The organism is Negativicoccus succinicivorans (assembly GCF_014207605.1).
Classification (GTDB): Bacteria; Bacillota; Negativicutes; order Veillonellales; family Negativicoccaceae; genus Negativicoccus; species Negativicoccus succinicivorans.
Genome location: NZ_JACHHI010000002.1, coordinates 72,594 through 94,104 on the forward strand (window position 1 = coordinate 72,594; position 21,511 = coordinate 94,104).

Annotated in this window: 20 protein-coding genes, 2 tRNA genes, 1 pseudogene and 2 other annotated features; of the genes and pseudogenes, 21 read left to right on the forward strand and 2 right to left on the reverse strand. The window is 55.3% G+C overall.

Annotation, left to right across the window (positions count from 1 at the left end; genetic code table 11):
- The first annotated feature begins 36 nt into the window (after positions 1-36).
- From trmL to HNR45_RS02165, 11 genes and pseudogenes are all read left to right on the forward strand, one after another.
- Complete coding sequence (gene trmL / locus HNR45_RS02120; protein ID WP_024047962.1) at positions 37-543, forward strand: tRNA (uridine(34)/cytosine(34)/5-carboxymethylaminomethyluridine(34)-2'-O)-methyltransferase TrmL; 507 nt, start codon at positions 37-39, stop codon at positions 541-543.
- The gene (locus tag HNR45_RS02125) at positions 530-901 is read left to right on the forward strand and encodes a YlbF/YmcA family competence regulator (protein ID WP_034438361.1); all 372 of its coding nucleotides are present in this window, start codon (positions 530-532) and stop codon (positions 899-901) included. The genes trmL and HNR45_RS02125 overlap by 14 nt, the downstream gene beginning before the upstream one ends.
- Complete coding sequence (gene murB / locus HNR45_RS02130) at positions 898-1,842, forward strand: UDP-N-acetylmuramate dehydrogenase (protein WP_235020628.1); 945 nt, start codon at positions 898-900, stop codon at positions 1,840-1,842. Before HNR45_RS02125 ends, murB begins: the two co-directional genes overlap by 4 nt.
- Positions 1,832-2,485, forward strand: a pseudogene (gene rph, locus HNR45_RS07285) (ribonuclease PH); the annotation flags it as partial. The gene murB and the pseudogene rph, both read left to right, overlap by 11 nt.
- A gap of 90 nt (positions 2,486-2,575) precedes the next feature.
- Positions 2,576-3,163, forward strand: coding sequence for an XTP/dITP diphosphatase (locus HNR45_RS07290; protein WP_288218216.1), 588 nt, complete (start codon positions 2,576-2,578; stop codon positions 3,161-3,163).
- A gap of 20 nt (positions 3,164-3,183) precedes the next feature.
- Positions 3,184-3,969 (forward strand): adenosylmethionine decarboxylase, encoded by a 786-nt coding sequence (gene speD / locus HNR45_RS02140; protein WP_024048327.1) that lies wholly within the window; start codon positions 3,184-3,186, stop codon positions 3,967-3,969.
- A gap of 17 nt (positions 3,970-3,986) precedes the next feature.
- Positions 3,987-5,183, forward strand: coding sequence for an NAD(P)-dependent malic enzyme (locus HNR45_RS02145; RefSeq protein WP_075939411.1), 1,197 nt, complete (start codon positions 3,987-3,989; stop codon positions 5,181-5,183).
- A gap of 149 nt (positions 5,184-5,332) precedes the next feature.
- Entirely contained in the window at positions 5,333-6,307 is a 975-nt protein-coding gene (locus tag HNR45_RS02150; protein WP_024048349.1) for an HlyD family secretion protein, read from the forward strand.
- Positions 6,304-7,011: an ABC transporter ATP-binding protein gene (locus tag HNR45_RS02155; RefSeq protein ID WP_024048348.1), complete on the forward strand. Its 708-nt coding sequence runs from the start codon at positions 6,304-6,306 to the stop codon at positions 7,009-7,011. The genes HNR45_RS02150 and HNR45_RS02155 overlap by 4 nt, the downstream gene beginning before the upstream one ends.
- On the forward strand, positions 7,008-7,889 hold the full coding sequence (locus HNR45_RS02160) for an ABC transporter ATP-binding protein (protein ID WP_024048347.1): 882 nt from the start codon (positions 7,008-7,010) through the stop codon (positions 7,887-7,889). The genes HNR45_RS02155 and HNR45_RS02160 overlap by 4 nt, the downstream gene beginning before the upstream one ends.
- Positions 7,886-9,007 (forward strand): ABC transporter permease, encoded by a 1,122-nt coding sequence (locus HNR45_RS02165; protein ID WP_075939412.1) that lies wholly within the window; start codon positions 7,886-7,888, stop codon positions 9,005-9,007. Before HNR45_RS02160 ends, HNR45_RS02165 begins: the two co-directional genes overlap by 4 nt.
- A gap of 334 nt (positions 9,008-9,341) precedes the next feature.
- Here the strand turns inward: HNR45_RS02165 and HNR45_RS02170 are convergent.
- Both HNR45_RS02170 and HNR45_RS02175 read right to left on the reverse strand, forming a co-directional pair.
- Positions 9,342-9,415: transfer RNA gene (locus HNR45_RS02170), tRNA-Gly, on the reverse strand.
- A gap of 3 nt (positions 9,416-9,418) precedes the next feature.
- Positions 9,419-9,495 (reverse strand) — tRNA-Pro (locus HNR45_RS02175).
- Positions 9,496-9,641: 146 nt separating this feature from the next.
- Here HNR45_RS02175 and HNR45_RS02180 point away from each other — a divergent pair.
- The 10 genes from HNR45_RS02180 (at position 9,642) to HNR45_RS02225 (ending at position 21,509) form a co-directional block, all read left to right on the forward strand.
- Positions 9,642-10,124 (forward strand): hypothetical protein, encoded by a 483-nt coding sequence (locus HNR45_RS02180; RefSeq protein WP_024048345.1) that lies wholly within the window; start codon positions 9,642-9,644, stop codon positions 10,122-10,124.
- A 128-nt stretch (positions 10,125-10,252) separates the two neighbouring features.
- Positions 10,253-10,402, forward strand: a complete 150-nt coding sequence (gene scfA / locus HNR45_RS02185; RefSeq protein WP_024048344.1) for a six-cysteine ranthipeptide SCIFF — start codon at positions 10,253-10,255, stop codon at positions 10,400-10,402.
- Between the two features lie 54 nt (positions 10,403-10,456).
- Entirely contained in the window at positions 10,457-11,872 is a 1,416-nt protein-coding gene (gene scfB / locus HNR45_RS02190) for a thioether cross-link-forming SCIFF peptide maturase (RefSeq protein WP_159823141.1), read from the forward strand.
- 75 nt (positions 11,873-11,947) lie between these two features.
- Entirely contained in the window at positions 11,948-12,388 is a 441-nt protein-coding gene (locus HNR45_RS02195; protein ID WP_159823200.1) for a hypothetical protein, read from the forward strand.
- Positions 12,389-12,486: 98 nt separating this feature from the next.
- Positions 12,487-13,971, forward strand: a complete 1,485-nt coding sequence (locus tag HNR45_RS02200) for a hypothetical protein (protein ID WP_159823140.1) — start codon at positions 12,487-12,489, stop codon at positions 13,969-13,971.
- Between the two features lie 8 nt (positions 13,972-13,979).
- On the forward strand, positions 13,980-15,434 hold the full coding sequence (locus HNR45_RS02205) for an LPS-assembly protein LptD (protein ID WP_159823139.1): 1,455 nt from the start codon (positions 13,980-13,982) through the stop codon (positions 15,432-15,434).
- Positions 15,401-15,958 carry a hypothetical protein gene (locus tag HNR45_RS02210; protein ID WP_159823138.1) on the forward strand — a complete coding sequence of 186 codons (558 nt, stop codon included), beginning with the start codon at positions 15,401-15,403 and terminating at the stop codon, positions 15,956-15,958. The genes HNR45_RS02205 and HNR45_RS02210 overlap by 34 nt, the downstream gene beginning before the upstream one ends.
- Positions 15,955-17,184: a type II secretion system protein GspD gene (locus HNR45_RS02215; RefSeq protein ID WP_159823137.1), complete on the forward strand. Its 1,230-nt coding sequence runs from the start codon at positions 15,955-15,957 to the stop codon at positions 17,182-17,184. The genes HNR45_RS02210 and HNR45_RS02215 overlap by 4 nt, the downstream gene beginning before the upstream one ends.
- Before the next feature lie 28 nt (positions 17,185-17,212).
- Entirely contained in the window at positions 17,213-19,129 is a 1,917-nt protein-coding gene (locus HNR45_RS02220; protein ID WP_159823136.1) for an ABC-F family ATP-binding cassette domain-containing protein, read from the forward strand.
- A 70-nt stretch (positions 19,130-19,199) separates the two neighbouring features.
- Positions 19,200-19,396, forward strand: a binding site (T-box leader).
- Positions 19,397-19,433: 37 nt separating this feature from the next.
- Positions 19,434-19,630: a binding site (T-box leader), on the forward strand.
- Between the two features lie 541 nt (positions 19,631-20,171).
- Positions 20,172-21,509 carry an aspartate aminotransferase family protein gene (locus tag HNR45_RS02225; protein ID WP_159823135.1) on the forward strand — a complete coding sequence of 446 codons (1,338 nt, stop codon included), beginning with the start codon at positions 20,172-20,174 and terminating at the stop codon, positions 21,507-21,509.
- The last annotated feature ends 2 nt before the right edge of the window (positions 21,510-21,511 follow it).

Consider the following 21,511-nt stretch of genomic DNA (forward strand, 5'->3'; position numbering starts at 1 on the left):
ACACTGTATTGAAAGATTTCTATGTAGGAGGCAAGTATGCACATTGTTTTAGTCGAGCCGGAAATTCCCGGTAATACCGGCAATATCAGTCGCTTATGCGCGGCCAATCATCTTGTCTTGCACTTGGTGAAACCGCTCGGATTTTCGATTGATGACAAGCATTTGAAGCGTGCCGGGTTAGACTATTGGGATTTGTTGGAAGTTCATATTCACGAAAATTATCAGGCGTTGGTCGAATATCTCAAGGGCCGACGTTTCTGGTTTAATACGACGAAAGCGGAAAAAAGCTATACCGATGTCCGCTTCACTGATGAAGATGTCCTGGTATTCGGCAAGGAGACCAAAGGACTGCCGGAAGAATTATTGGCCGCGCATCCGGAGCAATGCATTCGGATTCCGATGCGGGCCGAAGCCCGTTCATTGAATTTATCGAACGCGGTGGCGATTGTTTCGTACGAGGCCTTGCGTCAGTTAGATTTTCCCACGCTGGCGCAAAAAGGACATTTACCCGAAGGGAAAGGAGATTCCCATGAATATGTATGATGACGCTTATAATTTAGCGAAAAGTATTCGCGAAAGCGCGGAAATGAAACAGCTGATCGCGGCGAAAGAAAAACTGGCGCAGGACGCGTCGGCGAAAGATCTGGCGGAAGAATTTCTCGCCTTGCAGATGGAAGCGGAATACCGTCGCATGCTGCAGAAAACAGACGGCTGGGACGGCATGGAAAAGTTACAGAGTTTGCAGGTGATGGTGCAAAATAACTCGCTTGCGAGTGAATATCTGCACGCGTTCATGCGTTGGCAGCAGGTGGCCGCCGATATTCAAAAAATTGTTAGCGATGCTATCAGCGAAGGCGTTCCCGATTTATCCCGCTTTGCGCCGGCGGAGGGAAAGCAGTGACTAAAGAGTATTGGGAAGAGTTGTTTTCCGGCGTTGTCCCCAAGAGCGCGTTGCATTTTGCCGAGCCGATGGCGCGGCATACGACCTTTGCGATCGGCGGACCGGCGGATCTTTATATCGAGCCGGCGACCGAGGCGGAACTGGCGGGCGTATTGCGCGTTGTCGCCAATGAAAAATGCCCGCTGATGATTCTCGGCGGCGGGGCGAATGTGTTGGTGCGCGACGGCGGTGTGCGCGGCGTTGTGGTCGGTCTTTCACGGCTGGTGCGACCCTGCTACACCGACGGCACCCGACTTGTCGTGGCCGGCGGCGTGCGTTTGGCGCAGGCCTCTCGCGCCGCGGCGAAAGCGGAACTGTCCGGTTTGGAATTCGCTTGCGGTATTCCCGGTACGATCGGCGGCGCCGTGTGGATGAATGCGGGCGCGTATGGCGGCGAGATGCAACAGATCGTGACGGAAGTGACGGCGCTCACGCGCGCGGGCGAACGGGTCGTCTACGCGGGAGATCAGCTGCATTTCGCGTATCGCCACAGCGTGTTCCAGGAAACGGGCGATATCATCACGCAGGTGACGATGGAGCTGCAACCGGGGAATGCGGCGGAGATTCGCGCGAAGATGGCGGATTATACGCAACGGCGGACGACGAAACAGCCGCTCGATATGCCGAGCTCTGGCTCCACATTTAAGCGGCCCGTCGGCTACTATGCGGGGACATTGATTGAAACGACGGGACTCAAAGGTTTGACGGTCGGCGGCGCGCAGGTTTCCATGCGTCACGCGGGCTTTATCGTCAATTGCGGCGGCGCGACCGCGGCCGATGTGCTGGGCTTGATTGCCGAAGTGCAGCGGCGTGTTTTCGCGGCGCATGGCGTAACGCTGGAGCCGGAAGTACAAATTTTCGGTGAAGATGAACAAAGGAGTGAGACCGACGATGCGTATTGACGGTCGCGAAACAAATGAATTGCGTCCCGTGACAATTGAACGGGGCGTGAATAAATATGCGGAAGGTTCGGCGCTGATTACCTGCGGCGATACGAAAGTATTGTGCACGGCGTCCGTGCAGCCGCGCGTGCCGCGCTGGTTGCGCGGCGCAGGACGCGGCTGGGTGACGGCGGAATACCAGATGTTGCCGCGCGCGACGAAAGACAGAAATCAGCGTGAAGCGGTACGCGGCAAATTGTCCGGCCGCAGTCAGGAAATCCAACGACTGATCGGCCGCGGCTTGCGGCAGGCGGTCGATTTGGAGGCGCTCGGTGAAGTCGCTATCACGTTGGACTGCGATGTGTTGCAGGCCGACGGCAGTACGCGCACGGCGTCGATTACGGGCGCGTATGTCGCGCTCGTGGAAGCGATTGCCGGCATGTGGAACGGCGAAGGGCCGTTTCCGGTGAAAGATTTCTGCGCGGCGGTTTCCGTCGGTGAACTGGCGGGCGTGCCGCATTTGGATCTCTGCTACGAAGAAGACAGCACGGCCGATGTCGACATGAATGTGGTCGCTTTGCAGTCGGGCGAACTGGTCGAGGTGCAGGGCACGGGCGAAGGCGCGACATTTTCGCGCGCGCAGTTAAATGAGCTCTTGGATCTGGCGCAAAAAGGCATTGCAGAATTGATCGCGGCGCAACAGGAAGCGCTCGGTGATTTGGCGGATCTCGTCGGCAGCGTCGGACGGCGCGGCATCTTGCTGGCGACGCATAACGAAGGGAAAATTCGCGAGATGCAGGCGATGCTTGCCGAAGTCGGTTACCAAGGCATTCCCGTGACGGAGGTGGCGGATCTTCCGGATCCGGAAGAAACCGGCACGACATTTGCGGAAAACGCGCTCATAAAAGCGCGCTACTATATGGAAAAAACCGGACTCCCCGCGTTGGCGGACGACTCGGGTCTGGCGGTTGACGCGCTCGACGGCGCGCCGGGCGTGTACTCGGCTCGCTACGCGGGCACGCATGGCGATGATGCGGCCAACAATGCGAAACTGGTCGCGGAAATGACAGCGGTCGCGCCGCAAGATCGCGGCGCCGAATACGTTTGCGAATTGGCGCTGGTGTATCCGGACGGCACCAAACGCACGGCGCGCGGCATTTGCCGCGGCGAAATCGTGCTCGAACCGCGCGGCACGGGTGGATTCGGCTATGATCCGTATTTCTACCTGCCGGAACGTGAAAAAACGATGGCGGAACTCACTTTAGAAGAAAAGAATCGCATCAGTCATCGAGGCGAAGCGTTGCGCATTCTCAGTGAACGCTTGCGGGAACAGTCCGAGTAGCGGGCGCGGGGCGGAAAAGCATGACAACCAAAAAAACGCGGAAATTAAAATTATACGGTTTCAATAACCTGACCAAGACGCTCAGTTTCAATATGTATGATGTTTGCTACGCGACCAGCGAAGAGCAGCAGGAACAATACATCGCGTATATCGATGAGATGTATAACGCCGAAAGGCTCACGGAAACATTGTGTGAAGTGTCCGACATCATCGGCGCGCATGTCTTAAACATCGCCGCGCAGGATTACGATCCGCAAGGCGCCAGCGTAACCATGCTGATCGCCGAAGGGCATCCGGGCATAGCGAAAGAAGATGTGGTCGCGCATTTGGATAAAAGTCACATCACGGTGCATACCTATCCGGAACGCCATCCGCAACGCGGCGTGTGCACGTTTCGCGCCGACATTGATGTCTCGACCTGCGGGGAAATTTCACCGCTCAAAGCGCTCAACTTTTTGTTGAAACGCTTTGCGCCGGATATCGCGATCATGGATTATCGCGTGCGCGGATTCACGCGGGATGTCAACGGTAAAAAGATTTACATCGACCACCGCATGCAGGCCATTTCCCACTATATTGAAGCGGCTTTGCGCAACCGTTATAATATTGTCGATGTCAATATGTACCAGGAAAATATTTTCCATTGTAAAATGATGGTAAAGGATTTCGATCTTGACGACTATCTCTTCGATCAGACGCGCGCGGACCTATCCGCAAGCGCGGCGCAAAAGGTCCGGCGACAGTTACGCCAGGAGATGACGGAGATTTATTACGGTCGCAACTTACCGGCGATCAAGGGTGTGTAACCAGAGGAGGGATTACTGTGGATTTGAAACAAGAATCAATGGCAATGCGAAAACAGCACAACGGCATTTTAACGACGGGGCTCAAGATGCCGATCAATGATCGGCACGCGCTGGCGGTTGCGTATACGCCCGGTGTCGCCGAACCGTGCTTGCATATTAAAGAGGATGAGGATCTGTCGTTTTCGCTAACCTTGCGCGGTAACGTGATCGCCGTTATTTCGGACGGCACGCGCGTGCTTGGCTTGGGGGATATCGGCGCGGCGGCCGCCATTCCGGTCATGGAAGGTAAAGCGGCGATTTATAAACGTTTCGCGAACATCGACGCGTTGCCGGTCGTTATCAACACCAAGGATCCGGAAGAATTTATTCGCACTGTCAAATTGTTGGAGAAAAATTACGCGGGCATCAACCTCGAAGATATTTCTTCGCCGAAATGCTATGACATCGAAGACCGTTTGATTGAAGAAATGGAAATTCCGGTTTTCCACGATGATCAGCACGGCACGGCGATCGCCGCCTTGGCGGCCTTGCTGGGCGCGCTGCGCTTCGTGAAAAAAGATATTTCCAAAGTTAAAATCGTCATCAACGGCGCGGGCGCGGCGGGCACCGCGATCGCCAACATGATTTTGGCGGCCGGCGCGACCGATATGACGATGCTCAACAGCAAAGGGATTTTGCATGACAACGGCAAATTGAACCGCGTGCAGAAAGACCTTGTCGATCGGATCAATCCGGAAAACCGTCAGGGCACGTTCCAAGACGCGATCAAGGGCGCGGACGTTTTGCTCGGCGTTTCGAAGGCGGGCGCGTTCAAACCGGAAGACATGAAACTTTTGGCCAAAGACAGCATCGTCTTTGCCATGGCGAACCCCGTTCCGGAAATCATGTACGAAGACGCTATCGCGGCCGGCGTCGCCGTTTGCGGTACGGGTCGCAGCGATATGCCTAACCAGGTCAACAACTCGAGCGTGTTCCCGGGTCTGTTCCGCGGCGCGATCGACGTGCATTCGCGGCGAATCAATATGGAAATGAAATTGGCGGCGGCGTATGCGCTGGCCGATTTGGTCGACGACAAAGACTTGCGGCAGGATAATGTCGTCATCGACGTCTTCGATGAACGCGTGCCGCTTGCAGTCGCGAAAGCGGTCGCGAAAAAAGCGATCGAAACGGGCGTGGCCCGCATGAAGGAACTGCCGGCGCAGTATCGCGACTAAGTGAATGAAATAAAAAAGCACTCTCTTTTGCGGAGAGTACTTTTTTATGTAGCGATGCGCAAGTCGGGGCGTACTTGTCGGGTGTATTCAACTATGTAATAATTAAACCAAGCAAATGAACCGAAATGTGTGCGCAAGTGGAGGGCTTTATGCAAAAGAAGGGAAAGATTATCCTTGCCGTCATCGCGCTGCTGGTATTGTGCGGACTGCTTTACTGGGTCACTCGTCCGCAGGATAAAGGTTTGACGGCGACGGGCACGGTCGAAGCGACGCGGTATGATGTCACCGCCAAAGTGCCGGGATACGTGCGCGAACTTACTTTGCAGGCGGGCGATACGCTGAACGAGGGAGATCTTGTCTGCCGTATCGATCGTGAAGATCTGCGCGCGCAAGTGCTTGCCGCCAACGCCGGTTTGGCCGCCGCGCGAGCTCGCTTAGCGGATCTGGAAAGCGGCGCGCGGCCGGCGGAGATTTCCGCGGCGCAGGCGCAAGTAGCGAGCGCGCAGGCGCAAGCGAACAAAGCGTCTGCTGATTTCGACCGCTATCGCCAGCTTTATGATCAGGACGCGATTTCCGCGCAACAACTCGACGCGGCGCGCACGCAGGCCCAAGTGGCTCAGCAGGCGCTGACTGCGGCGCAGGATCAGTTGACCATCGTGCAGGACGGCGCGCGCAGCGGGCAAGTGGAAGCGGCTCGCGCGGAAGTGGAACGCTTGCAGGCCCAGGTGGATGCGCAACAGGCGCAGGCGGACGGGATTGATGTGGAAAGTCCGGCGAGCGGCACGGTTTTGAGCAAAAATTTTGAAAATAACGAATTCGCTCCCGCCGGTGTTCCAATCGTCACCGTCGGCGATTTAGACAACTGCTATGTGCGGGTGTATGTGCCGAGCGAAGATCTCGCGCGCATTCAGGTCGGTCAGGCGGTGAACGTATATGTGGACGCCTATCCGGGTCGCGCGATCGCGGGCACGATTCAGGAAATCAGTCAGCAGGCGGAATATACGCCGCGGCAAAGCATCACGGCGCGAGAACGGGCCAACCTGGTATTCGCCGTTAAAGTCGCCGTGCAAAATCAGGAGCGGATCGTCAAACCAGGCATGCCGGCGGACGTTGATTTCGAATGATTACCTTTCAAGATATCAGTAAGTCCTACGGAGAGGTGCAAGCTTTACACGATGTCAGCTTCACGATTCAGGACGGCGAGGTATTCGGCTTTGTCGGCGCGGATGGCGCGGGCAAATCCACGCTCTTGCGCATTCTCTTGGGGCTGATGCGGCCGGATGCGGGGACGGTTACCATTCACGGCGAAGCGCCGGGGCGTGTGCCCGTCGGCTACGTCGCGCAACGTTTCAGCCTGTACCCGAACTTGACCGCGCGGGAAAATATGGAACTCATGGGGGCGCTCTACGGACTGGATCCGCAGCAGGCGCGTGATCGGGCGACAGAAATGCTGAATTTCGTCGGTCTCGGGAAATTTGCCGACCGTTTCGCGGGCACTTTTTCCGGCGGCATGAAACAAAAATTGGCGCTGGCCGCCGCTTGGGCGCATGAGCCGAAGTATCTCGTGCTCGATGAACCGACGACCGGCGTCGACGCGGTTTCGCGCCGTGAATTTTGGCAACTTTTATACCAAACGCAACGGCAGGGGGCGACCGTTGTCATCGCGACACCGTATTTGGATGAGGCGTCGTATTGTCACCGCATCGCCTTTTTTGATCACGGGCATGTGTTGGACGTCGCGACGCCGCTCGCGATGCAACGCAAAATCGGTCCCGACGCCACCTTGGAAGACGTCTTTTTCTCACTGAGCAAGGGGGAAGAAGCATGAGCGATTACGCGATTCAAACGGACGGTTTGACGCGCCGTTTCGGTGATTTTACCGCCGTCGACCACTTGCCGCTGGCGATTGCCGCGGGAAGCATTTACGGCTTGCTCGGCGCGAACGGCTGCGGTAAATCGACGACGATCCGTATGCTTTGCGGTGTGTTGCCGCCGAGCGAAGGCACGGCGAATGTGTTGGGATGCGATCTCGTCACGCAGACGGAAGAAATCCAAGCGCGCATCGGTTATATGTCGCAGAAGTTCAGCCTGTATCCCGATTTAACCGTGACCGAAAATTTGGAATTTTACGGACGGCTGTACGGCTTGCGTGATGCGGATGTCGCGACGCGGATCCAAGAAGCGATGGAAGAAGTCGGCGTCAAACATTATCACGTGACGAAAGTCCGTCAGCTTTCCGGAGGTTGGCGGCAACGCCTGGCGCTCGCCGCCGCTCTTTTACATCATCCCGCATTGCTTTTTTTGGACGAACCCACGAGCGGCGCCGATCCGCGCGCGCGTCAAATTTTTTGGGATATCATTCACGATCTCGCCGCGCAGGGCACGACCGTCATTGTTACCACGCACTTCATGGAGGAAGGCGCGCAGTGTGACCGCGTCGGTTTGATGCACTCCGGCAAAATGATTGTGGAAGATACACCGGAACATTTAACCGCGCAATTGCCGGTGACGCTTTGGGAGCATCGCGGCGAAGTCGATTTGCACGCCGTATTACCGCCGGGCGTTTACGTCTACGGCGATCGCATGCGGACGATGGCGGACACGTTGCCGCCCGATTGGCGAAAAGAGGATGTCAGCCAAGTGGAACCGACTTTAGAAGACGCGTTTATTTACTACATGCAGACATCCCGGACGGAGGAACTATGATTCGATTTCGGGCGATGGTCATTAAAGAATTTATTCAAATGTTGCGTGACCCCGCGACGATTGTGATCATGGTCGCCATGCCGATTATTCAGTTGCTTTTATTCGGTTTCGCGCTGCGTACCGATGTCAAGCACATGCCGACCGTCGTTTTCGACCAGGCGCGCGTCACGGAAAGCCGGGAATTGCTCGATACTTTTGTCGGCACAGGCTACTACGATATTACGCACGTCGCGCACAGTTTTGACGACGTCAAACACCAAATCGATTCCGGCGCGGCGAAAGTCGGGATCATTTTCCCGCCGGATTTCGGTGAAAATCTGCGGCACGGTCGCGCGGGTTCGGTGCAGGTCATCGTCGACGCCTCCGACAGCATGACATCCGGCTCCGCCATTTCCACTGCGCAGATTGTCGCGCAAATGAAGTCGCAGGAAGTCGTTCAGTCCCGGCTCATGTCCGCGGGCGGCAAGACTTTCGTCGCGCCGTATGATTTGCGCATTCGGGCCTGGTACAATCCCGATATGGTCTCGGAATTTTACATGGTGCCGGCTATCATGGGCATGGTGCTCACCATGACGCTGGTCGCCATCACGTCGATGGCCATCGTTCGCGAACGCGAGCAGGGAACCCTGGAGCAACTTATGGTCACGCCGCTGAAACCGCATGAACTGATGTTGGGCAAAATCATTCCCTACATCGTCGTCGGTTACACGCAGATCATCATTGCCATTTTGATCAGCCGGATAATTTTCGACGTGCCGTTTGAAGGCAGCATCTTACTATTCTTCTTGTTGACAACCTTCTTCATTATCGCGTCGCTTTCGTTGGGAGTCATGATTTCCACATTTGCTGAAAATCAAATGCAGGCGATGCAACTTTCCGTTTTCGTCATCATGCCGAGCGTCCTCTTATCGGGCTTCATGTTTCCCATCGCCGCCATGCCGACGTTTTTTCAATATGTAAGTCAGGTCATTCCGATGACGCACTACCTCGTCATCGTGCGCGGGATCATGCTGAAAGGCATCGGGATCGTTGATCTTTGGCAACCGACGTTGGCGCTCGCCGTTTTCGTCGTCGTTACGCTGACCGGCGCGGTTCTGCGCTTCAGAAAAACGATGTAAATAAAAAAGCACTCTCTGGCGGAGAGTGCTTTTGTTTGTGATCAATCGTATTGCCGCGGCGAAATTCGGTGCCGATGCTCATTCGAATCACTTTCGGCAGCTTCGCCGGTTTCGTGAATCGTGTCGGCAAGATTTCGGTATAGTATAAGTCGTGTGCGGTTTCAGCGGTTTGGAGTGTTTTTGACGAATTACGCACGGATTTATTTTCTTGCGGAAAATAAATTTAGCGCGGCGGGCGCATCCTTATTTTTCTGCGGAAAAATATAAAATCTCGCGCGCTGTTTTCGCGCAATAAAAAAACGGCCTGCGCCGTTTAACCGCCACCCACTGAAAATGGAGCGGGTGAAGGGAATCGAACCCTCGTAGCCAGCTTGGAAGGCTGGAGCTCTACCATTGAGCTACACCCGCAAGTGGTCGGAGCAGCAGGATTTGAACCTGCGACCCCTTGGTCCCGAACCAAGTGCGCTACCAAACTGCGCTATGCCCCGATGAAAAATATTATAGCAAAGAAAAAATCATTTGTCACGTACTTTTTTATTTCTTTTTTCAATTGCTTGACAAAGATTGGGTTTGCCCCTGAAATCCGCTATAATGAAAAGAAGATATAAAATATTGTACCCCAAAGGAGACGAGCATGCAAGCGCCGAGCGATCTGATTACGACGATAAAATTAACCGCGGCGGAATATTTGCGGTGGCAGGAAGTAGCGGTAGAACGGTTCCATGATGTGCCGGAACTGGGCGCGATATTGTCCGAGATGCAGCAGAGTGAAAATTTATATAATTTCGTCGCGCAAAAGGGCATTTATCAATACCGAACGAAGTTGGATCCCGACGTGTGGCAAGAGATTGTGCGACGCTATACGGCGGCGCGTGAGCAATTGGCGCCGTACGCGACGGCGGACAGTTTGCCGGAGCCGCGTCGGCAGGAGTTCGCGCATGTGTTCTCGCGCATGGAGGCGCAGCATGCCGCGTTGACGGAGGCGGTTGACGACTGGTTTTACCAGGAGAGCGCGCGCACTGAACGCAAGGCGAAAAAAGGCTGCTTGGGATTGGGCGTGGCGCTTTTGGCGATCGGCGCGTCACCGGCGGCGCTGCTGTGGTGGTGGCTTGCGTAGCGTAAAGATGTTTGATTTTATATTGCATGCGTAAAATGTTTCTGAAATTTGTCCGACGCGCGCGCAAAATACATGCGACAGGCGGCGGGTTATGCTATAATAACGATAACAATTAAGGAGGGAACGACATGGCTAAACATATTCGTACACTCAATCCGGTGTCCCTGCAACAGACTGCGAAACACGGCGGTTGCGGCGAATGCCAGACCTCGTGTCAATCCGCTTGCAAGACAAGTTGCACCATCGGCAACCAGGTATGCAAACAACAACAACGGTAAACAGCTGAGGTCCTTTGCGCAGGCGAAGGACCTTTTGCATGTAAGGAGAACTCAATGACGGAAGTTTCTGCAGTACAACCTATGATTCACAAGTTTTATTTAAATGGCGAATACATCGTGCTCGATGTCAACAGCGGCTGCGTGCATCTGCCGGATCAGTTGACGTATGAGCTTTTAGATACCTATGACGGAACGAATCCGGACGAAGCGCGGGCGGCGTTCGGCGACCGCTATCCGGCGGCGGAGATTGAGGAAGCGATCGGCGAAGTCGACGAGTTGATCGCCGACGGTCTTTTGTTCGCGGAAATGGATCCGGCGTTTACCGTCGCGCTTGAAGAACGTCCGATTGTTAAAGCGTTATGCTTGAATATCGCGCATGACTGCAACTTGCGTTGCCGCTACTGCTTCGCGGGCCAAGGCGGTTACGGTAAATGGCGCGAGCTGATGAGCTTTGATACGGCGCGTCGGGCAGTCGATTTTCTGATCGCGCATTCCGGTCCGCGTAAACATTGCGAGATTGATTTCTTCGGCGGCGAGCCGCTGATGAATTACCATGTGGTGCAGCAGACGATCGATTATATCCGCGCGCAGGAGAAAAAACACGACAAGATTTTCAAGCTGACGCTGACGACCAACGGCATGCTGTTGGATGAGCGCAAGGTGCAATATTTCAATGAGCAGCATGTCAGTCTCGTGTTGAGTTTGGACGGTCGTGAAGAAGTGCATGACGAGATGCGCCCGGGAGTGCGTGGCGAGGGTACGTACCGGCCGATCCGGGACCACTTGGCGTACGCGGTGCAAAATCGTAACGGCGAAGAATACTACGTGCGCGGCACGTATACGGCGAAGAACCTTGATTTTACGACCGACGTGCTCGACATGGTGGACCAGGGCTTCAGCGAACTTTCGATGGAACCGGTCGTCAGTGAAGACGAGGCGTTCGCGATTACGGAAGAACATCTGCCGCGCATTTTCGCGGAGTACGAAAAATTGGCGCAGGCGTACTTGGATCGCCAGCGCGAAGGTCGTCCGTTCCAATTTTTCCATTTCAATATGGATCTTTACCGCGGTCCGTGTCTGCAAAAGCGTTTGCGCGGTTGCGGCGCGGGGCATGAGTACATGGCGGTCGTGCCGAACGGAGATATTTACCCCTGCCATCAGTTCGTCGGTCGGGACGGGTATGTGATCGGCAATGTGAAGACGGGGCTGTTCGATATGGATACGCCGCGCTCCTTCCGTGAAAATCACGTGCTAAAAAAACCGACCTGCCAAGGTTGCTGGGCGAAATTTTTCTGCTCGGGCGGTTGCCACGCCAACAATGAAACCTTTGCGGGCGATATTCATGAACCCTACAAGGTCAGCTGCGAAATTCAGAAAAAACGCATCGAGTGCGCCATGATGATTCAGGCTAAAATGGCGGATATCAAGGCGGAGCGGGCGCAGGCGGACAACGTCTCGGCGCGCGCGTAAGATTGTCGCGGGCGACATCGTTTAGTATAATAAAGAGAGTGTAATGCTAAAGGAGTGAGAGCTATGCAAAAGAAAATGAAACAGGCAATTTCCGCGGTTCTCGTCGGTACCTTATTGACATTCGGCACCGTCGCCAACACCCAGGCGTTTGATTTGGGACGCGTTTTGGGCGGCGTGCTGAAAGTCGGCGGCATCGGCTATGTGGTAGATCGTTATTCCGATCAACTCAATAATTTTATTAACAAATTGATGCGCGAAAACGACGTCGAAGCAAGCTACGCGACGAAAGTCGTGCCGATCATCAGTGTCGGCGATAAAGGCTACATCGGCGCGGCGCAGGTCATCGGCCCGCAAGCGGCGGTGGACGAAGTCGAAGCGGTCGCGCAGGTGGAAGGCAGCTTCAATGACAAGCTGTTTCGTATCCGTGGTCTGGTGCCGGTCGACAGCAAAAATCCTACGCGTCTGAACCGCGTCAGCGGTGTCGGCGTGTCGGCTATTATTGACGTGCGTTTCTAACGGAAAGAGCTGTTTCGCATGGCGAAACAGCTCTTTTTGAAAAACCGAACGATATATTTGCGGCGTGATTTTCACGTCAAGGGAAAAGAGGTAATGGAATGAAGAAACGATTGGCGCCGTTGCTTTCGCTTTTATTGACACTCCCCTGGGCCGCTTGCGCCGCCCAGCCGACATTGGCGGATCAGGCGACGATTATTGATAATGTTTTGTACGGTGAAGCGCAGTCGGGCGCCATGCTCGATCGCGTGCAAAAAGCGAGCCGTGATGTGTACGGTACGAAGCTCGCGCAAGACGGTCTCGCCGAACAGATCGGAACGCTTTATAACGACGTGGTGCGAAGCGACACAACGGAACCGTCGCTGGCGACTCGCGTCAACACGCTCGAATGGCAGCTGCGCAATGAAATCAGTCGCGCCGCGTTAGCCGATCGGATCGGCGCGCTGGAAACCGAAGTATACGGTGAGAAAAAAGGCGGCAGCCTTTCCGCGCGCGTGCTCGGTTTGGAAAAAAGCATTTATAAAAATCGTCACTTTGAATTGCGTGAAGTGGAAATGCCGGCGAATACCGTTTTCCCGATCACGCTTTCCGAAGAAGTAGCGACGGAAACCAATCATGAGGGCGATGAAATCCGTTTCACGGTCGCGCAGGATGTATTTGTCGATGATGTTCTCGTGCTGCCGCAAGGCGCGCAAGGCACGGGTGTCGTGACAAAAGTGCAACCGCCGCGCAGCTTCGGCCGTAACGGCAAGCTGGAAATCGAGTTCAATCAGGTGTTCGGCATCGATGATGAACCGATTGCCACCGTATTGGGACCGGAAGCGAAAGAAAAATTGAAATATGAAGCGGCGGCGCTGGGCGCGTCGGCGGCCGGCGCGATGGTATTGGGCCCGATCGGTTTGGTCGGCGGGTATTTCGTCAAAGGCAGCGATGTCGATATGCCGGCGGGAACGGCGCTCTACATTCAGGTGCAGGATACCGTCAAGACGCATGGCGTCGTCAGTGTGGACGGCGCGCCGCAGGCGCGTAAAAATGATCTCGTCGTGACGGCGGAAAACGTCGCGCAGCCGGGCGAAACGAATGCGGAGGTCAAAGAACGTCGGCGCGAAATGAACAGCGCGGACTCCGCGTCGACAGGTGAGGTCGCTGATGAAGATCTTGAAACCATTACTTTGCCGAACGAAGCGTCCGCGATGACGTCGGCGGAAAATGCGACGACGGCCGCCGGCGTAGCGGAAGATGCGGCGAAAGAAGCGGAAAAGGCGGCAGCGCAAGCGGAAAAGCACGCCTCGAACGCGAAAGTAGCCAAAGAAGTCGCGACGGATGAAAATTCGAGCGATGCGGCGGTAAAACAGGCGAAAGAAGTCGCGGCGACTTCCGAAAAAGAAGCGCATGAAGCGAAAGCCAAGGCCGACGCCGCTGCGGAAACCGCCAAAGTAGCGAAGGACGCGGCGAAAGACGCGGCCAAAAACGCGAAAGGGAAAATAAAAGCGGAAAAGAAACAGGATGCCGCTGAAGTTACCATTGAACCGATCAATGAGGAAGATGAAGACGATCTTCCGGTTGTGATTATTCGTCAGGAGTAGAAGACGGTATGAACAGTGCGTGGTGGTCGCGGGCGGCGCTCGCGGCTTTATTGGTGACACCGATGGCGGCGCAGGCGACGCTTCCTTCGCCGATTCACAGCGGCGCGCCGGCCGCGGAAGGGGAAACGCATGTATACCCGATGCATCCGTCCACGGGAACGGATTGGGTCATTACGGCGGATACCATGAAGTACAACGGCACCGACGGGGAAATCGCGGCGCTCGGCAACACGGTCGCGCGTTACGATACGGCGCAATTTGTAACGCCCCGCTTGCTCGGCAATCACAAAACGGAAGTGTACCATTTGCCGGATGACGTCGCCTGGACGGACGGCGCGCGGCAGATTGACCTTGCCGTGCGTGATCTCGAGTACAATGCGATGGAGGATACGGCGGCCTTTGCGAATGCCAAGGGTTACTATTCGCGCTTGTACATCGAAGCCGGTCGCGGCGCGTTTTCGCAAGGCGCGAACACCGGCATATTGCAAGAAGCCATGGTGACGACACCGTCGGCGGTGGCCGAGACGCCGGATTACCGCATCGAAGCGGAAACGATTACCATCATTCCGCAGGAATCGCTGCTGGCGGAAGATGTCAATTTTTATATCAAAAATAAACGGATTTTCCATCTGCCGCGCTACCGCGTGAACATGGAGCCGGGACGCAGCAGCAGCGTGGCGTCATTTTTACCGCGGCCGTCGTATAAAGCGCATAACGGTTTCGGTTTCAAAGCGAAGATGGAGTATCCTTTGAGCCAACGTACCGAGGCGTTCTTTAACTACGCGTGGTACACCAAGATCGGTTTCAAGCCCGATATCGGCGTACGCTATTACGCGCCGTACGGAGAATGGAAAATCCATTACAGCAAGGAAGAAAGTCGCTTAAATGACGAATCCGTCTGGATAAAAAAACGACCGGAGCTCATCTTCACGAGTCGGCCGTACCATTTCGGCGCTCGTCCGATCTACGCGCGGGCGCAGCTCGATTGGGGCGATTGGAAAGAGGGCGCAACGAGCGGCAGTCATAGCGGTTACAGCTTGCTTTTGGCGACCGATCCTTTGCGTTTGTCGGAGCGCGCGGAACTGACATTGGCGACAGGGTATTGGAAAGATTTTTACGGCTACGGGGATATGGACCGCAGCAATTTCTACTACGGCGCGCGCTTGGATTATGACGCCGGCCGCACGCAATGGTGGACGGGCGCGCAGATCAACCGACTTTCCGGTGAAACTCCGTATCGGTTTGACCGGCTGGACTTGGAACAACCGGCATTTGTAGGTTTCAAATATAAAGTCGATCGTCTTAACGCGCTCGGCGCGGAATACACATGGGATCTCGTCAACGGCGACTTAAAGCACGCGGACTACACCTGGTATCGCGACATGCATTCGCTGGCGGGAACGCTCACGTATCGCGCCAAAGATGACGAATGGCGTTTGGACGTGTGGGCGAAGGATTTCTGATGTTCGGGAGCAAAGTCGGTGCAACGCTGAAACTAAGCGCTCGACGTATTTCAAAATGGTATTATTTGGCAGGCGCGACGACATGTGTCGTCGCTCTTTGCATGCTGGGCGCGATGCCGGCGGCGCAGCCGCTCGCCGTGGCGCCTGCCGTTTCTTCCGGCGTAACCCTGTCCGACAGCGGCGCGAATACGCTTTCAATTTCGCATCGCGGCCATGCGCGCCAACCCTTTGGCGCCATGACGACCGCGGCGGAAATGGGATCGAGCAACACGGCGGCTTTTGACGCGGCGCAAGAGGAAATTCATTCGCAAGCGGCCGTTACCGCCACCCCCGCGATTATTTGGAACGGCACCATGACCGAAGGCGCGACGACGCTCGCGTTGCTGACGATCAACGGTGTACCGGTGACATTGGCGCCGGGAGAAAGCTATGCCGGCTACACGGTCACCGGTATGACAACGCGGGATTTAACGTTGGCGGGACCGCAGGGCGATCTGCATTTACAGCCTTTGGAGGCGCAATGATGAGCGTAGGCAAATGGGGAACTTTGCTGCTCGGCCTGAGCTTGCTTGCCGGACCGATTCAAGCGGCGGATGTGCAGGCGAGGGATTCTTCCGTGCGGGAAGTGTTGACCGGGCTGGCGCGGCTGACCGGAGATAACATTATCATCGCCGATGATGTTCACGGCAACGTCACGCTGACACTGCATGATGTGACGCCGCAGGAGGCGTTGCAGCTGGTGGCCGAGGCGGCGGACGTGACGCTGGTGAAAAACGGACGCACGTGGCTTGTACATGGCACGCAAACGAACGAAAAAGCGGCTAAACAGGCGCGCTCCTTCGCGCTGAATTATGCTGATCCCGTGAATGTGCAAAAAGAGCTCACGGCGATTGTGCCGGCGGAACAGGTGCAAATTAATCCGGAGAGCGCGAGCGTCATCGTCTACGGTACGCCGCGCGAACTGGCGGAAGTGGATCAGCTGCTGAAGAAAATCGACTACGCGTATCGGCAGGTCAATGTTTCGGTGGAAGTCGTCGCGGTCAATCGCGACCATATCAAAGAGCTCGGGATTGATTGGGACTGGTTGCCGCTGACGGGCAGCGCGCGCTATGAAACGCGTTACGAACGCGGCCGCGGCGCGCGGGAGAAGGTAAAGGAAATTGTCACGCCCGACGGGTTCGGTTCCATTCAATTCGGCAAAACCGTGGCGGGGCATCCGTATTCCTTTTTCTTCCGCGCGAAGTTAAATGCGTTGGTTGCCGACGGCAACGCGCAAATTTTGGCGCGACCGAATATCACGACGGTCAACGGCAAGACGGCGCGAATTTTGATCGGCAATAAAATTCCCGTGCTGGTCGATCAGATCACCAATGGTGAAAAAGTGACGACGACGGAGTATCGCGACGCGGGCATACGCCTTTTATATACGCCGCGCGTCAATGCGGCCGGTGAGATCACGGCTGATGTGACGGCGGAAGTATCGACGCCGTACCTTGTTCCGGAACTGCGGGCCTACCGTATTACGACGCGCGAAGCGCAAACGACGGTGCGCTTGCAACCGGGCGAAGCGCTCACAATCGGCGGTCTGATCGATCGCGAGGAACAAACAAGCGAACGGCGCGTACCGATTTTAAGTGAAATCCCGATCCTCGGACGATTATTCCGCACGACCGAGCATACGAAAAATAATGCGGAAATTATGATAACGATTACGGCGGATTTGCTTCCGGAGCGGCCGCCGAAGCCATAACGAAACGCCGAATCGGCGGGGAGGGCACATGGCTATGATCAAAGTCGCCGGGCTCTCGAAAGCCTTCGGCATCGAAACTATTTTTAAAAATGTCACATTCACCGTCGCGGAAGGACAGCGCGTCGGCTTGGTCGGCCGTAACGGCGCGGGCAAATCGACGCTGCTGCGTTGCGTCATGGGGACAATGGAGGCGGACTCGGGCAGTGTCAGCGTGACCGATCAGGCGACGATCGGTTACGTGCAGCAAAGCATCGATTTCGGCGCGCAGACATTGCGCGAAGTGGTGGAAACCGCGTGGGAAGATGTGCGGCGCATCGAACATGAACTCGAGGATCTGACGCAACGCATGGGACGGACTTCCGATCCGGCGCTGCTCGAACGCTACGCGAAACTGGAAGACCGCTTTGAACGGCTCGGCGGTTACGCCTATGAAACGATGACGCGGCGGATCATGGTCGGTCTCGGTTTTACGGAAGCGGACTGGGATCGCGCGGCGAATAATTTCTCTGGCGGTCAAAAAACCAGGATCAATTTGGCGCGCGCGCTCGTGCGGCGGCCGGATTTTTTGTTGCTGGACGAACCGACGAACCATTTGGATATCGCGATGACGGAATGGCTTGAAGATTTCTTGCGCAGTTATCGCGGCGGCATTTTGCTGGTGTCCCATGACCGCTACTTTTTGGACGCGGTGACGACGGACATTCTGGATCTCGAGCAGCATCGAGTCACGTCGTATCGCGGCAATTACAGCGCGTTCAGTAAAAAGAAGGCGGCGCGCTTGCATGCCGACTTGCGCGCGTATGAAAAGCAGCAGGAAGAAATTGCGCAAACCGAAGCCTACATTCGCAAATATAAAGCGGGCATCAAGGCGAAGCAGGCGCGCGGTCGGCAAAGTCAACTGGATCGCCTGGAACGCCTGCAAAAGCCGGTGACTGAAACGACGCTCGCCTTTTCATTTCGTCCGGCGACCGGCACGGCGGAACGCGTCTTGGATGTGCAGGAGCTGGCAGCGGCGTATGGGGACCGCACTATTTTTAAAGATATTTCCTTTTTGTTGCGTCGCGGCGACACCGTCGGCATCATCGGTCCGAACGGCATCGGCAAGTCGACGCTTTTGTCCGTGATTACCGGCGAAAAAACACCGGCACACGGCACGGTCACATTCGGCAATCGCGTCGCGCTCGGCTACTATTCGCAGGAACACACCAATTTACATCCGAGCCGCACGGTGCTCGAAGAGGTCATGCAGGAATACGGTTGCGGCGAAGATGACGCGCGTCATATTTTGGGCGGTTTTCTCTTCCGAGGCGATGACGTGTATCGTCTCGTCGGTCAGCTTTCCGGCGGGGAGCAGGCTCGGCTGGCGTTGCTGCTGTTGCTTTTGGAAGAACCGAATGTGCTCATTTTGGACGAACCGACGAACCATTTGGATATCCCGACGCGCGAAATGATTGAAGACGCGTTGCTCGAGTTCGGCGGCACGTACCTGGTCGTGTCCCATGACCGCTACCTTTTGGATCGGCTGGTGCAGCGCACGCTTTCCTTTGAAGACGGCACTTTCCGTGAATATTTGGGCAATTATTCCTATTGGAAAGAAAAGCGTAAGGAACTGCTGGAGACGGGTCGCATTCCGATACCGGAGACAGCAGAGCCGCGCAAAAAAGAAAATACGGCGACAGCGCCGTCGGCGGATGTTCCACCCGCGCCGCCTTCGCCGCGCGCGACGGATTCTTTCCGCGCGGCACCGCAGGCGGCGAAAAAAATCGCGGCGCTCGAGCAGGAAATCGCCCGCACGGAAGCGACGATCACGATGATTGAGACGCAGATCGCGCAAACGGTCGATGCGGACGCGTTGACGGAACTGGCCGAATCGCTTTCGACCGCGCAGGAAAAATTGGCGACGCAGTACGAAAAATGGGAACACTGGGCGCAAATGCTTGATTAAAATATTTTTTTGGAAAAGTTTAAAAAAGTGTTGACAGATGTAAAAATCGCTGGTAAAATCAGTCCAACACCAAAAAGCAATGACCGGGACCAAATTTTTCGGCAAGGAACTTTTCAGAGAGCAGACGTTCGGTGCGAGTCTGCAAGTCAGTCGGGAAAGATTACATCACTCGTGAGCTTTCGTCATGAATGAAGTAGTGACGAACGTCGCCGGCGTTAACGGAATGAGAGATAAACCAGGGTGGTACCGCGTAACTACGCCCCTGCAGAGATATTTTCTGCGGGGGTTTTTAAGTACCGCCAATCAAAAGGCAATGACCGGGACTAAATTTTTCGGCAAAGAACTTTTCAGAGAGCAGACGTTCGGTGCGAGTCTGCAAGTCAGTCGGAAAAGAATACATCACCCGTGAGCTTTCGTCATGAATGAAGTAGTGACGAACGTCGCCGGCGTTAACGGACCGAGTAATAAACCAGGGTGGTACCGCGTAACTACGCCCCTGCAGGGATATTTCCTGCGGGGGTTTTTAAGTACCGCCAATCAAAAGGCAATGACCGGGATCAAATTTTTCGACAAAGAACTTTTCAGAGAGCAGACGTTCGGTGCGAGTTTGCAAGTCGGTCGGAAAAGATTACATCACCCGCGAGTCGCAACGTGAACCGAGTAGCGATTGCCGTCGCCGGCGTTAACGGACCGAGTAATAAACCAGGGTGGTACCGCGTAACTACGCCCCTGCAGGATATTTTCTGCGGGGGTTTTTAAGTACCGCCAATCAAAAGGCAATGACCGGGATCAAATTTTTCGACAAAGAACTTTTCAGAGAGCAGACGTTCGGTGCGAGTTTGCAAGTCAGTCGGAAAAGATTACATCACCCGCGAGTCGCAACGTGAACCGAGTAGCGATTGCCGTCGCCGGCGTTAACGGACCGAGAGATAAACCAGGGTGGTACCGCGCTGCCGCGCCCCTGCAGGATATTTTCCTGCGGGGGATTTTTTATCCTCGAAGTAACGCCAAAACGGTTTTTAATAGAGAAAGGATGATATTCATGAAACGCTCCCAGGAATTAATTCAAGAAGAAAGTCATTATTTTGCGCCGGCCGGTCGGATTCCGTATTATCCGCTGGTCATTGATCATGCGCACGGTTCGACGCTGACCGATGTCGACGGTAACGAATACCTCGACTTGTTGACGAGCGCCAGTGCCTTGAATGTGGGGCACACACCGGAGCCGATCGTGAATGCCATTATCGCCCAGGTCAAGAAAATGATTCATTATACTCCGGCCTACATGTACCATGAGCCTTTGGTGCATCTCGCGAAAAAAATGTGCGAGATCACGCCGGGAGATTTTGAAAAACGCGTTATCTTCGGCTTGACCGGTTCGGACGCCAACGATGCTCTGATCAAGTTCGCCCGCGGGTACACGGGTCGTCCGTACATTATCTCCTTTGTGAACGCGTACCACGGATCGACCTACGGTTCGATTTCCATGTCGGCGATCAGTCAAAACATGCGCCGCAAAATCGGTCCGTTGTTGCCGGGCTTCTACCATATTCCATTTCCGGACAGCTATCGCGGCATGTACGGCAGCGCGGAACCGAATACGGTAGAAGAATACCTTGCACCGTTGAAAGAAATGTTGGCGACCTACGTGCCGCCGGAAGAAGTGGCGGCGGTGGTTATCGAAACGTTGCAAGGCGACGGCGGCTTGTTGCAGCCGGTCGACGGTTACTTTGAGGCTTTGCAGCAGTTGTGCAAAGAGCACGGCATTCTCTTTTGCGTTGACGACACGCAGCAGGGACTCGGACGCACCGGCACATGGTGCTCGTTGGAACACTGGCATTTGGATCCCGACCTTGTCGTTTACGGTAAATCGCTCGCGGCGGGACTGCCGCTCTCGGCCTTGGTCGGACGCAAAGAGATTATGGAAAGTCTGGATCGTCCCGCGCATATATTTACGACCGGAGCCAATCCGGTATGCTGCGCGGCGGCGCTTGCGACTTTGCAATACATGGAAGACAATGATTTGCTTGCGGAAAGCACGCGCAAGGGCAAGATCGCGCACGATCGTATGGAACATTGGCGGGAACGTTTCGACTGCGTCGGTGACGTTCGCGGTTTAGGCCTTTCGCTCGGCGTTGACATCGTCGCCGATAAAAAAGCGAAAACGAAAGATCCTCACGCCGCGCTCGTTATTTGCAACCGCGCCTACGAAAAAGGCGTCGTGATGATCGCTTTCGCCGGCAGCGTTTTGCGTTTCCAACCGCCGCTGACGATCACGGATGAGGAACTCAATAAAGCATTGGATGTTATCGAAGAAACCTTAACGGAATGGCAGGATGGCCGGCTCGCCGATTATGAAGTCGACGGGCAAGGCTGGTAAGG